At 40.2% G+C, this 12193-nt stretch carries 12 protein-coding genes; 6 read left to right on the top strand and 6 right to left on the bottom strand.

Annotated features, from left to right (window positions below; all coding sequences use genetic code 11):
* Window positions 1–26 precede the first annotated feature (26 nt).
* The 6 genes from gldA (at window position 27) to JWR61_RS04195 (ending at window position 4702) form a co-directional block, all read left to right on the top strand.
* Window positions 27–938 (top strand): gliding motility-associated ABC transporter ATP-binding subunit GldA, encoded by a 912-nt coding sequence (gene gldA / locus JWR61_RS04220; RefSeq protein WP_301926602.1) that lies wholly within the window; start codon window positions 27–29, stop codon window positions 936–938.
* 38 nt (window positions 939–976) lie between these two features.
* Window positions 977–2266 carry a phosphopyruvate hydratase gene (gene eno / locus JWR61_RS04215; RefSeq protein WP_301926601.1) on the top strand — a complete coding sequence of 430 codons (1290 nt, stop codon included), beginning with the start codon at window positions 977–979 and terminating at the stop codon, window positions 2264–2266.
* Window positions 2267–2343: 77 nt separating this feature from the next.
* A complete protein-coding gene (locus JWR61_RS04210; protein ID WP_290340563.1) occupies window positions 2344–2649 on the top strand; it encodes a septum formation initiator family protein in 306 nt (101 codons plus the stop codon).
* Window positions 2650–2741: 92 nt separating this feature from the next.
* The gene (locus tag JWR61_RS04205; protein ID WP_301926600.1) at window positions 2742–2978 is read left to right on the top strand and encodes a hypothetical protein; all 237 of its coding nucleotides are present in this window, start codon (window positions 2742–2744) and stop codon (window positions 2976–2978) included.
* Between the two features lie 53 nt (window positions 2979–3031).
* Window positions 3032–3682: an endonuclease III gene (gene nth, locus JWR61_RS04200; protein ID WP_301926599.1), complete on the top strand. Its 651-nt coding sequence runs from the start codon at window positions 3032–3034 to the stop codon at window positions 3680–3682.
* A gap of 84 nt (window positions 3683–3766) precedes the next feature.
* A complete protein-coding gene (locus JWR61_RS04195; RefSeq protein ID WP_301926598.1) occupies window positions 3767–4702 on the top strand; it encodes a hypothetical protein in 936 nt (311 codons plus the stop codon).
* Window positions 4703–4720: 18 nt separating this feature from the next.
* Here the strand turns inward: JWR61_RS04195 and JWR61_RS04190 are convergent, their stop codons facing one another.
* The 6 genes from JWR61_RS04190 to JWR61_RS04165 form a co-directional block, all read right to left on the bottom strand.
* The gene (locus tag JWR61_RS04190; protein WP_301926597.1) at window positions 4721–6508 is read right to left on the bottom strand and encodes a long-chain fatty acid--CoA ligase; all 1788 of its coding nucleotides are present in this window, start codon (window positions 6506–6508) and stop codon (window positions 4721–4723) included.
* Window positions 6509–6669: 161 nt separating this feature from the next.
* Window positions 6670–7683, bottom strand: a complete 1014-nt coding sequence (locus tag JWR61_RS04185; RefSeq protein WP_301926596.1) for a M48 family metallopeptidase — start codon at window positions 7681–7683, stop codon at window positions 6670–6672.
* Window positions 7684–7774: 91 nt separating this feature from the next.
* Window positions 7775–9013 (bottom strand): DUF1015 domain-containing protein, encoded by a 1239-nt coding sequence (locus JWR61_RS04180; RefSeq protein WP_301926595.1) that lies wholly within the window; start codon window positions 9011–9013, stop codon window positions 7775–7777.
* 41 nt (window positions 9014–9054) lie between these two features.
* A complete protein-coding gene (gene serC, locus JWR61_RS04175) occupies window positions 9055–10122 on the bottom strand; it encodes a 3-phosphoserine/phosphohydroxythreonine transaminase (protein ID WP_301926594.1) in 1068 nt (355 codons plus the stop codon).
* 319 nt (window positions 10123–10441) lie between these two features.
* Complete coding sequence (locus JWR61_RS04170; protein ID WP_301926593.1) at window positions 10442–11410, bottom strand: zinc dependent phospholipase C family protein; 969 nt, start codon at window positions 11408–11410, stop codon at window positions 10442–10444.
* Between the two features lie 36 nt (window positions 11411–11446).
* On the bottom strand, window positions 11447–12100 hold the full coding sequence (locus JWR61_RS04165) for a DUF502 domain-containing protein (RefSeq protein ID WP_301926592.1): 654 nt from the start codon (window positions 12098–12100) through the stop codon (window positions 11447–11449).
* Window positions 12101–12193 lie beyond the last annotated feature (93 nt).

The following is a 12193-nucleotide window of genomic DNA, read 5'->3' as shown; positions in this document are numbered from 1 at the left end:
TTATTTTTGCCTGATAAAAGTCGCACATGTCAATTAAGGTAACCAGTCTTTCAAAAAATTATGGCGCTCAAAAAGCGGTTAACAATATTTCATTTAGTGTAGGTAAAGGAGAAATAGTAGGTTTTTTGGGACCGAACGGGGCAGGCAAAAGCACCACCATGAAAATCATCACCGGTTATCTTGAATGTGATGGCGGTGAAGTAGAAGTCTGCAATGAAAAGGTAAGTACCGGTTCATTATCCACAAAGAAAAAAATAGGCTACCTGCCTGAAGCGAACCCGCTTTATTTCGATATGTACGTAAGGGAATACCTGGAGTTTATTGCAGGCGTACATAAGATGAACCATTCTAAAAACAGGATTGAAGAAACAATTGCTACTGTTGGCCTTACCCTGGAAGCTAATAAAAAAATAGGGCAGTTAAGTAAGGGTTACAAACAAAGAGTAGGGCTTGCTGCAGCACTGATACATAACCCTGAAGTGTTAATACTGGATGAACCAACCTCCGGCCTTGACCCCAACCAGATAGTTGAAATAAGGGAAGTAATAAAAACATTGGGAAAAGACAAGACAGTTTTATTCAGCTCCCATATACTACAGGAAGTACAGGCCATTTGCGACCGGGTGATCATAATTAATAAAGGGAATATTGTCGCGGATGATACACTCAGCAATCTGCAGAAAGTAAAAGATGGCGAGCATATAGTACTGATACAGTTTAAAGAAGGTGTAGCTGTTGAAATGCTGCAACAACTGGAAGGAGCGGGCCGTATTGAACAGGTTGATACCACATCCTACAAGATTCATACTGCGAATCCTGAAAGTATAAGAAAGCAATTGCTGGAATTGAGTTTGAAAAACAACCTTAACATTGTTTCTTTGCAAAGTGAAAGCAACAGCCTGGAAGCGATATTCAGAAATCTTACATCGGCAAAATAGAAATTAATATAATAATTAACAAAACAACCAACAACATCATGAGTTACATCGCAAGTATTTACGCCCGTCAAATTTTAGACAGCCGTGGTAATCCTACAATTGAAGTAGATGTATTAACAGAAAACGAAAAATTAGGAAGGGCAGCAGTGCCGAGTGGCGCCAGCACAGGCATTCACGAAGCTGTTGAACTGAGAGATAACAATAAAAAATTGTACGGTGGCAAGGGCGTATTGAAAGCAGTAAAAAACGTAAATACGACGATTGCTGAAAATTTACTGGGCTGGGATATTGCGGATCAGGCTGGCATTGACGCAGCTTTGATAGCTCTGGATGGTACCGAAAACAAAGGCAAACTGGGCGCTAATGCAATCCTGGCTGTAAGTATGGCTGTAGCTAAAGCTGCCGCTTTGGAAGCCAACTTGCCATTGTACCGCTATATTGGTGGTACCAACGCGAAAATTCTTCCCATCCCGATGATGAATATCCTTAATGGTGGTGCACATGCGGATAACAAAATAGATTTCCAGGAATTTATGGTTATGCCAGTTGGTGCTACAACGTTCAGTGAAGGTTTACAATGGGGTGTTGATATTTTTCATGCGTTGAAACAAGTATTAAAAAAGAAAGGTTTCAGTACCAACGTAGGCGATGAAGGCGGTTTTGCTCCAAACATTCAAAGCAATGAAGAAGCCATTGAAACAGTTTTGACTGCTATTCAATCTGCAGGTTACAAAACAGGCAGCCAGGTAATGATTGCCATGGATGCTGCCAACAGTGAATTGTGGGATGCAAAAAAGAAAAAGTATGTGTTTCATAAAAGTGATGGCAAAGAAATGACCAGCGAACAACTGGTTGCTTACTGGACAAGCTGGGTGAAACAATATCCGATTTGTTCAATTGAAGATGGTATGGCAGAAGATGACTGGAAGGGATGGAAAATGCTTACAGAATCAGTGGGCAGCAAATGCCAGCTGGTAGGTGATGATCTTTTTGTAACCAACGTTACCCGCCTGGAAAGAGGCATTAACGAAAAAATTGCCAACGCTTTATTGGTAAAAGTAAACCAGATTGGTACCATTACTGAAACCATCAATGCCGTAAGCATGGCACAGCAGGCTGGTTATAATACTATCATGAGCCACCGCAGCGGTGAAACAGAAGATACTACCATCGCAGATCTTGCAGTTGCCTTGAATTGTGGCCAGATTAAAACAGGTTCTGCAAGCAGAACTGACCGTATGGCTAAATACAACCAGTTAATCCGCATTGAAGAAATGTTGGCTGACACTGCAATATATCCAAAAGGAAAGATTAAATTTGGTAAATAGGTTTGTTCAATTGATTGGCTGGATAGAAATTGGAGGTAAAAATTCCAGGTTTCTATCCGGCTATTAATATAGTTTAAATGAAATTGCTGTCGCAAATACCTTCGTGGTTAAAGAACAAATACCTGCTGGCAGCAGTTTTTTTTGTTGTGTGGATGTTTTTCTTTGACCCTAAGGACTGGGGTGTAGCATATGATAAAAATGCCAAATTAAAAGAACTTCAAAAAACGGAAGATCATCTTACCGGTATTATAAAAGACACAAAAGAAGAACTGGAGCAGTTAAAGACAAATGCCCGAACTATTGAAAAATATGCCCGGGAAAAATACCTGATGAAGAAGGACAATGAGGATTTATTTATTGTATCTTCGGCTCCCGCCAATTAAATTATCAACAATCCTGTACAATAATGATTACCAATGGTCGTTTATGACTATGGATATGATATTTAATTTTTAAACAAGCTATTAATTTGCCTATGCACAGTTTTACACCAGAGGATCTCATTCAGTATGTCTATAATGAGACTTCTACACAAAAATCGGCAGCTATCAGGGGTGCTCTTGAAACGGATTGGAAACTTCGTGAAAAATATGAAGAAATACTATCAGCTCAGCAAGCTCTTGAAAAGGTAACTTTTTCACCACGTAAAAAAGCAATCGACAATATTTTGGCGTATGCCGAAAAATTGGTTGCACATGGTACGGAGGTTTAAATTCTACTGATTTTTAATATAATTTGCGTCCCGTATTATACGGGACTTTTTTTATGACGAAACAGCAACGATACCAGTTTGTAATCGAATACTTCAGTATGCACGCACCTGACGCCGCAACTGAATTATTTTACGATAACCCTTACCAGTTGCTGGTTTCTGTAATATTGTCGGCCCAATGCACTGATAAAAGGGTGAACATGACCACGCCCGCTATTTTCAAACAATATCCTACGGCTGAAGATCTTGCCCGTACTGATTTTGAAACTTTATTCCCATTAATAAAAAGTATTTCTTACCCAAATACCAAAACCAAACATCTTATAGGGATGGCTAATATGCTGGTAGAAAAATTTTCGGGCCAGGTGCCAATGACTGTAGACGAATTAATGTTGCTTCCCGGCGTGGGAAGAAAAACGGCCAATGTGATAACATCAGTTATTGATGAACAGCCCAATATGGCAGTAGATACCCACGTGTTCCGGGTAAGTGCGAGGTTAGGTTTAACGACCAACGCAAAAACGCCACTGGCGGCGGAAAAGCAACTCACAAAATATTTTCCGGATAATTATATATTTAAAGCACATCATTGGCTTATACTGCATGGGAGGTATATTTGCACAGCAAGAAGTCCAAAGTGTACGGTTTGTGGTTTGAAAGCTATCTGCAAATATTATAACAATAACAAAAACCATAAAATATAAAGGCCGGTATGGCCGTTTTTATCATAACGCTAATTTTTTTATTACAGAATAATAATTAAATTTATATATCATCACTATAGTTGAATGAAAAAAATCGCAATTCTAACTGTTACTCTGTTTGTATTTCTAATGCCTCCCCCCAAGGCATCTGCGCAATATTATTTTTACGATAATAACTATTACAATACCCCACTAATGTTTGAATTTGGCGGATCTGTTGGCGCAATGAACTGCCTTACAGATTTAGGGGGCAGAAGGGGCCTTGGAAAGCGATTTGTGAAAGATTTAAATCTGGGTAATAACCAGCTAAATGGCAGTGTATATTTCACTGCAATTTATAAGGAAGCCGTAGGATTAAGGATTGAAGGAAGTTTTGGACATATAAAGGCGTACGATAGTATTTTAAAACCTGTACAGGAAACTACACCCCGTTACAACCGCAACCTGAGTTTTACTTCTAAAATATCTGAGTTTTCTGTTATAGGCGAAATGTATCCCATGTTTCTATTTATTAACTGGGCAAGCCGGGATGATGAACCTCCATCATTTTCGCCTTACCTGCTGGCCGGTATCGGTTATTTTTCCTTCAATCCGCAAACTGTGTTGAATGGTAGAACGGTTGACCTGCAACCACTTAGTACCGAAGGGCAGGGTTTTGCAGAATACCCCACCAGGAAACCATATAAATTGCAACAGATAAGTTTCCCGGTCGGCATAGGTATGAAATACGAATTGTCTCGCATATTTAATCTTCGTGCTGAGTTTATGTATCGCTTTTTAACTACGGATTACCTGGACGATTTAAGTACGCGATATATCAATCCTTCACTCTTTGCAAATTATTTTAGCGGAAGTCAATTGTCCGATGCCATTGCGCTAAATGACAGGCGGAGTAAAACAGATGCAAAATATCCAATCAATCCCAATGGCGGACAAATCAGGGGCAATCCGAAAAACAATGATGCCTTTTTTAGCTTTAATCTTAAGATAGGAATATTGTTGGGTTGGGAAAAAAGATAAGCAGAAAATACGGTTACTTTACCTATAAATTCTTTCAATCGCATCTTTATATTTCTCCATTATTACCTTGCGTTTCAATTTTAATGTTGGCGTAAGTTCGCCACTGTCGATCGTCCACTCATTCGGTAGTAATTCAAAACGCTTTACCTGCTCCACGTGATTAAAAAATTCGTTGAAACTATCAATCAGCTTACGGTATAAGTCTAATACTGCAGGATGGTGAATGGCTTCCTCATTACTGGTAAAACTGATTTGTTGCTGGCGCATCCATTCTTTAAGGTTAGGTATTGAAGGAACAATCAGCGCCCCCACAAATTTTTGTTCAGCGCCAACAATCATCATCTGTTCTACAAAAGGTGATTCCTTCATCTTATTTTCAATCGGCTGCGGTGCAACATATTTTCCGCCGCTGGTTTTAAACAGTTCTTTTTTCCGGTCTGTTATTTTTAAATATTGTCCATCTTCAAAAATACCAATGTCACCAGTATGTAGCCAACCGTCAATGATTGTTTCTGCAGTCAAATCAGGGCGTTTGTAATACCCCATCATAACGCTTGGACCCTTTACACATATTTCCCCATCCGGCTCCAGCTTCACTTGCTGGCCTTCTATTACAAGCCCCACGGTGCCAAACTTTGTCCCCCCTTTACGCTGGCAGTTTACACTGATCACCGGGCTATTTTCGGTAGGGCCGTAGCCTTCGTAAATGGGAATTTTTGCCGCAGTAAAAATTCTGATTAATCTTACCTGGCAGGCAGCTCCACCTGTTACAATAAACTCTACATTGTTGCCCAGGCCTTCTCTCCACTTGCTAAAGACTAACTTGTTGGCAAGAGCAAGCTTCATATTGTACCAGCTACCCATATTGCTGCGGTTGTCGTACTGATTGCCCAGCGTTACGGCCCAATCGAATAATTTCCTTTTGACGCCTGTGAGTTCAGTTCCTTTGGCCATTATTTTTTCGTACACTTTTTCCAGCAACCGGGGAACTGTACAAAATAAGTTAGGCTTTACCTCCTTCAGATTTTCGGCTATGGTATCAAGGCTTTCAGCATAATAAATTGAAATACCGCTATCGATATAAATATAGGAAACCATTCTTTCGAAAATATGATTGAGCGGCAAAAAACTCAATGCCCTTGCTGTGATGTTGTCCTCAAAAGGAAAAGATTTTTTTGAGTTTAACACGTTGCTTACGATGTTCCGGTGGCTTAACATAACTCCTTTAGGCGTACCGGTTGTGCCCGAGGTATAAATAATAGTAGCGCAATGTTCAGCCAAAATTGATTGTTTTATTTTCTCCAGTCTTAACAAATCAGTATAATCCACGGGACCCAGAATTGTTGTCCAGTGACTGGCTCCTTCCGCTTCATCGAAACTGTAAATATCTTGCAGGGAAGGTACCCTGCTGCGAATACTGCTTACTTTCGACAAAATATCATCGCCACTTAGAAAGGCTAATTTCACTGTCGCGTCATTAAAAATAAACTCTAATTCGTTAATATTGGTTGTAGGGTAAATAGGGCAAAGTGCAGCACCTATTTGCTGGCAGGCGAGATCAAGAATAAGCCATTCGGGGCGGTTTTTACTTACAAGTGCAATTTTATCCTGGTTGGCTATAGTCATATCCTTGCCGCCGAGGCCCAGTTTTATCAGGCCAACGCTAAGTCTGTCAACGAGGCTTTTTACTTCTGCCGTGCTATACAATTTCCAGCTGCCGTTTTCTTTTCCTGCAAGCATATCCGCTTTGGGAAATGTATCCAGCTGATACTGCAAAAAATCAAATATTCTTGAGTGGTCGTTCATAATGAGCAATCGTTAACTGTAAGCTGGTGCAATTATTATTCTTAACCTTTCAGATTTTGTATTGTGTAACATAGATGACTGCAATTATTTTGGCACAAGAAATTAATTGAAAACTAAGATAGCTAAAATTAATTAACCGTTTCTTTGGGGCAGAAACAAATTCAATAGCGGTAGTACTGAGCGACAGGAATTTTAAAAACGCGGCCTTTTTGAAAACGGTTGAGATCATTGTATTCAGTAGCATGCGCTACAGTCCAATTTTGAAAAACTGCCAGGTTTTGTGCAGCTCCAAAAAGCCATTGATTGTAGGCATCAAATAATCCATCCTGTAGTAATTGCTTTTGTAATTCAAACAACCGGAAAGGAAATTTGACTTCGTAATTTTTTTCCCAGTCTAATATGAAACGGGTTCTTATCATCGTCAGCGATTCGGGATTGATACCTGAAACAGCCACGCCCGATTGTTTATTCATTGTTTCAATAAAAGCATTGGCAAAAGCAGACCTGTTCTTATCTGTATTATCTTTTGAAATATCCGTATCGATAAAAAGTTTTTTATAACTCTCAGATATAATCGATTTTATTTCAGGGGCATTACTGCTCAGCGGTTCCATATTTACAAATATTTCCCCATACAGAATACTCCAGATCTTTTCAGTGCCCGAAACGTAATAATACTTACAGGCATTGTAATAATTTTTAGAATAATCCGGGTCCAGTTCTATTCCTTTTTCCCATAATTTAATAGCAGTATAATCCTTCTGGCTGTATAGTAGTTCTGCCAGTTCGTTATACAAAGGACCACTTACAGGAAATCTTTTCAGGCCTTTGCGGTACAATTTTTCACACTCCTTTGGCAAATCCATTTGCTGGTAAATAATCCCTGCAATCTGATAACTCTGGTCGTCCGCGTCCTCTCTGTCCAGTGTTGTTTTGATTAGTTCAAGCGCCTTATTATTGTCTTTCTGAAGATAGTACCCCATCGAAAGATCTTTTATGATCTCGATATTTTTCGGCTCCATTTGTATTGCCCTGTTCAGTACCAAAACGGCATTGGCATAATCTCCCTGCTGCATGAATGATTTTGCAGTAGCCTGCAACTCTGAGGCTGTTTGAGCATACCCCAATTGCCAGCTGCAAGTCAACAAAATTATAATGGTGTTTATTCGCTTCATTCTCTAAAAATACTATGAAAAAACCAAAGCCGCCTGCAGTTAGCGCTTAGCGAAAACTTAATTTTTTACTAAACGTGCCCCACATCGCTGACTATGCAATATCATAAATCAGGTTGGTCAATAAGCCGTCTCTCAATTTAGGTTCAAACCAGGTACTTTTAGGAGGCATCACGTTCCCGCTGTCAGCAATGTCAAACAGCTGCTGAATAGTAACAGGGTGAAGGCTGATGGCGATGGCCATTTCTCCGCTGTCCACTCTTTTTTCAAGCTCCCCCAGTCCCCGGATACCACCTACAAAATCAATACGTGTATCCGTCCGTTGATCTTTAATATTTAAAATGGGATCAAGAAAATTATCCTGTAAAATGGTAACATCCAAAATACCAATCGGGTCTGTGGTATAAGTATTTTCTTTAGCCGTTAACTGGTACCATTGCTTGTTGGCATATAAACCAAACTGGTGCAATGCTACGGGAGAAAAAGCCTCTGCTGCTTTTTCAATTACAAATTTTTCTGAAGCTTTTTCCAGTAATGTTTCTGTCGTTAATCCGTTTAAATCTTTCACCACCCTGTTGTAATCCATAATCATCAGCTGACTTGCCGGAAATAAAGTGGTCAGAAATATACCAGCACCTGCGGGTGCATCTTTGCCCAGGGCTGTACGCACTTTGGCCGCTGAAGCTGCCCTGTGATGACCATCAGCAATGTAAGTGCAAGGCACCTGCGTTTTAAATATATCGCTTATCTTCTGAATAGCTTCATTGTCATTGATAATCCAGATGGTATGCTGTATGCCATCATCCGCTTTTAAATCATACACCGGGTTTTTACCTGTTTGCCAGTCGCTGATGATGGTATCAATCTCTGCTACATTTTTATACGCTAAAAAAACATTACCCGTTTGTGCACCGGTTGTTTTTATATGATTGATCCTGTCCTGTTCTTTTTCAGGCCTGGTAAATTCATGCTTTTTTATCAGGTCATTTTCATAATCGTCCACGCTGCTGCCACATACCAGTCCCGTCTGGCTTTTGCCATTCATGATGAGCCGGTAAATATAATAGCACGGTTTACTTTCCCTGAATAACACGTTACGGCTTATAAAAGCATCCAGGTTGTTTTTTGCTTTGTCATACACTTGCTGCGAGTGGCTGTCCGTATCTTCTGGTAAATCAATTTCACTTTTTGTAATGTGCAAAAAACTAAAGGGGTTACCCTGCGCTTCTATTTTTGCTTCCTTGCTGCTAAGCACATCATAGGGGCGGCTCGCGACTTGTTTTGCGTGTTCAGCCTGGGGTCTTAATGCTTTAAAGGGCTTGATAGTGATCATGTGCTCAATGTTATCTGTGGTAAAAATAATAGCGATAAATATTATGGATTTTTTGCAGCAAATTCTTTCATTGCCTGCACCAGTACTTCCACGCTGCTGATGGGTAATGCATTGTATAATGAAGCCCTGAAGCCTCCTACCAACCGGTGACCTTTAATGCCAACAATGTTTTTTTGTTTCGTGAAACTTAAAAAAGCTTCTTCCTGTGCAGGATTGTTCATAACAAAACAAACATTCATTTTGCTTCTGTCTTCTTTTGTTACAGTGCCGGTAAACAAAGGATTGGCATCTATCTCCTGGTATAATAAAGCCGCTTTGGCATCATTCAATTTTTCTACTGCTGCAACGCCACCGAGCGTCTTCAGCCAGCGAAGTGTGAGCATACAAACATATACTGCAAACACAGGTGGCGTGTTCAGCATACTACCCTCTTTAATATGATTGCGGTAATCCATTATTGTAGGAATAGCACGTTTGATTTTGCCCAGGATAGCAGGGTTCACTACCAGCAGGTTTACGCCGGCAGGTCCCATATTTTTTTGAGCACCGGCATAAATTAAATCAAAGGCATTAAAATCGATTACGCGGCTGAAAATGTCACTGCTCATATCCCCTACCAGGGGTACACTTGTCTTCGGAATTTTTTGCCACTGGCTTCCGTAAATGGTATTATTAGTGGTAATGTGAAAATATTTCGCATCATTCGGTACCGCAAAATCTTTTGGTATAATGGTGTAATTACTTTCCTTTCCTGTACAAACTACTTCTACCTTACCGAATAACTTTGCTTCCTTAATTGCTTTGAGGCCCCACACGCCGGTATCGGCGTAAGCGGCTGTTTCTTTATCGTCTAGCAAATTCATAGGCACCTGCATAAACTGGGTAGATGCGCCGCCATGTAAAAACAATACTTCCCGGTCATCGTTCAAGTGCATCAGTTCTTTAACCAATGCCCGAGCTTCATCCATTACCGCCTGGAAAGTAGATGTACGATGGCCTATTTCTAAAATGGACAATCCTGAATTCTGATAGTTCAGCACAGCTTCGGATGCCTGCTGAAAAACTTCTTTGGGTAATATGGAAGGGCCTGCGTTAAAATTGTGTACCATACATTCCTTTCTCCTAAAAGGTAATTTTATCTTCTTTGCTAAATAATTTTTGCAAAAATAACGAATGGAGCAGGAAGAAAAATTTATTTATTCGATGGCAGATGAAGGACCGATAATGCCTGAATTATGATACCTTATCTCTGATGACTGATGGCCGATTCTTTTCAAAACGGTGGCGCATTATTTCATCCCACGCCTTTTTATATTAACAAGAGTTGCCTATACTAATGCTTTTTCTGTTTACACAACCACCGTGACTAAAAATCGCTGAACAAATTAAAATCTAAAGTCAGGAGGACATCAGCCATCAGACATTGCATTATTCTTCCTGCTTCCCGATCATTTTACTGCCCGAACGCCATTGATTATTCAATTCATCAAAAGCCTTTATATCATCTTCTGAAAAATGTTGTTTTGATATACCCGTAAGATCCGGCTGACCTGCATTTACCCAGGCAGTATACCAGAAAGAAGCAACGGCAAAAATCGATTGCCGCATCCTTCTTTCAATCATGCCATCCAGCTTTTTATTATAGGCAATGGTAAAGGCGGAAGAATACTGGCGCACAAGCACGCCGTTGCGGTTTTCAAAAGCATATTTCTGATCGCTTCCAAATTGCTGTGTCAGCTCTTTTTCAAATAGCAAAACCGAGTCGGCTGCTTTGGCACTTTCCAATACCCTTGCCCAGGCAAACTCCAACGGATTGGTGATGTATGCAGCCTTACCGATAAAAAAATCAAACTCATTTTCTGCCAGCAATTCAGGTACACGGCTTTCCCAAAAACCGTGAATGCCTCTCTGATTGGTGTATTGCCCGTTATGATTGCTGTTGGCATGCAAGGGCACATGTGAGTCGGCGATATAGTGACCAAGTTCAGCACTGTTCTTCATGATGCGGCTGAAATTCTTTTCTTTGAAAGCTGCTGTGAGCCTGCCCAGCATGGTTTGTATATGCCAGGGAACAATGCCATATTCTTTCAATGAATCTTCGCCATATTTTTCTATGGCAGCTTTCCACTTGCGTGGTATAACGGCGTAAGGATACGCTCCGTAATGGTCGATATCGATAAAATGTCTTGGCCCTTCATCTGCTACGATATAACGTCTTTTATCCGGGTCAACCGCATGTTCGCTGATGAAAGCAATATTGGGTTTATACAGCGCCATCATCTGCGGTGGCAATAAAAAAACGGCGTAGTAATTTATTTTTTGATGCGCATAAAATCCCCAGCAAAAACATTGGTTGCAGATACAACAAAGGCTGACAAATAAAACGATGCGTTTCATTAAAATGTTTGACAGCCGAAAAGTATTACAATTTTTTTATTTAGCAGGATTAAAAAATTCCTTGCCATGCGGTTCCACAACATCTGTAACGCCACCACTTACCGCAAACTTCATTGTTTGGGCCGCACTGATATTGGTGATAGGCTTTACACGACTCTTTGGAATAATGTACACATTACCGGCAACGGAATAAGCCATCGGTATATACACCGCTACATAATCTTTAAAACCAAATTCCTCCATATCATCTTGTGTGATGAATCCAACACGCCAAACGTCATTGTCATCTACATTGGCCAACACATTGTTGGTAAATTTCTTCTTTTCTCCCGCAAACGCCTCAAAAAAATCTTTCAGGGTGGAATAAACGAACTTTATTCCAGGTGTTTTTTCAAGCACCCGGTCGAATACATCGACAATTTTGGTAAAAATATAGGAAGAAGAGACATAACCGATCAGTAACACCATCGAAATCACCAATATAAAACCTACCCCGGGAATACGCCTGATATTGCCCTGCGCATCTTCCATCAGGCTGGGAAAAATGAAGTGGATAAGGTTGGGTAAAATGCCATCTATAAAACCAAATATGGAAGCAATGGCCCAAAAAGTAATGGCGATAGGCGCCACAATCAGCAAACCCTGCAAAAAATATTGAAATAAGCGTTTATAAGTAAATGGTTGTTGCATAAAAATAGTTTGACAAACAAAGATACTTTATTGCACAGCCTTTATAATAAAGAAGAAAAACAACAAAGCGGCTGGGCAAATCCAAAGCGCTTT

It is taken from the genome of Ferruginibacter sp. (assembly GCF_028288465.1).
In the GTDB taxonomy this organism is placed as follows: domain Bacteria; phylum Bacteroidota; class Bacteroidia; order Chitinophagales; family Chitinophagaceae; genus Ferruginibacter.
Note: the sequence above shows the minus strand (reverse complement) of the source record. Positions and strands in the feature narration are given on the sequence as shown.

What these genes read in the sequence shown, in the direction of transcription:
- JWR61_RS04165 (WP_301926592.1), bottom strand. Translation starts at nt 12,100, where the DNA reads ATGCAACAACCATTTACTTATAAACGCTTATTTCAATATTTTTTGCAG.
- eno (WP_301926601.1), top strand. Translation starts at nt 977, where the DNA reads ATGAGTTACATCGCAAGTATTTACGCCCGTCAAATTTTAGACAGCCGT.
- JWR61_RS04190 (WP_301926597.1), bottom strand. Translation starts at nt 6,508, where the DNA reads ATGAACGACCACTCAAGAATATTTGATTTTTTGCAGTATCAGCTGGAT.
- JWR61_RS04170 (WP_301926593.1), bottom strand. Translation starts at nt 11,410, where the DNA reads ATGAAACGCATCGTTTTATTTGTCAGCCTTTGTTGTATCTGCAACCAA.
- JWR61_RS04195 (WP_301926598.1), top strand. Translation starts at nt 3,767, where the DNA reads ATGAAAAAAATCGCAATTCTAACTGTTACTCTGTTTGTATTTCTAATG.
- gldA (WP_301926602.1), top strand. Translation starts at nt 27, where the DNA reads ATGTCAATTAAGGTAACCAGTCTTTCAAAAAATTATGGCGCTCAAAAA.
- JWR61_RS04180 (WP_301926595.1), bottom strand. Translation starts at nt 9,013, where the DNA reads ATGATCACTATCAAGCCCTTTAAAGCATTAAGACCCCAGGCTGAACAC.
- nth (WP_301926599.1), top strand. Translation starts at nt 3,032, where the DNA reads ATGACGAAACAGCAACGATACCAGTTTGTAATCGAATACTTCAGTATG.
- JWR61_RS04210 (WP_290340563.1), top strand. Translation starts at nt 2,344, where the DNA reads ATGAAATTGCTGTCGCAAATACCTTCGTGGTTAAAGAACAAATACCTG.
- serC (WP_301926594.1), bottom strand. Translation starts at nt 10,122, where the DNA reads ATGGTACACAATTTTAACGCAGGCCCTTCCATATTACCCAAAGAAGTT.
- JWR61_RS04205 (WP_301926600.1), top strand. Translation starts at nt 2,742, where the DNA reads ATGCACAGTTTTACACCAGAGGATCTCATTCAGTATGTCTATAATGAG.
- JWR61_RS04185 (WP_301926596.1), bottom strand. Translation starts at nt 7,683, where the DNA reads ATGAAGCGAATAAACACCATTATAATTTTGTTGACTTGCAGCTGGCAA.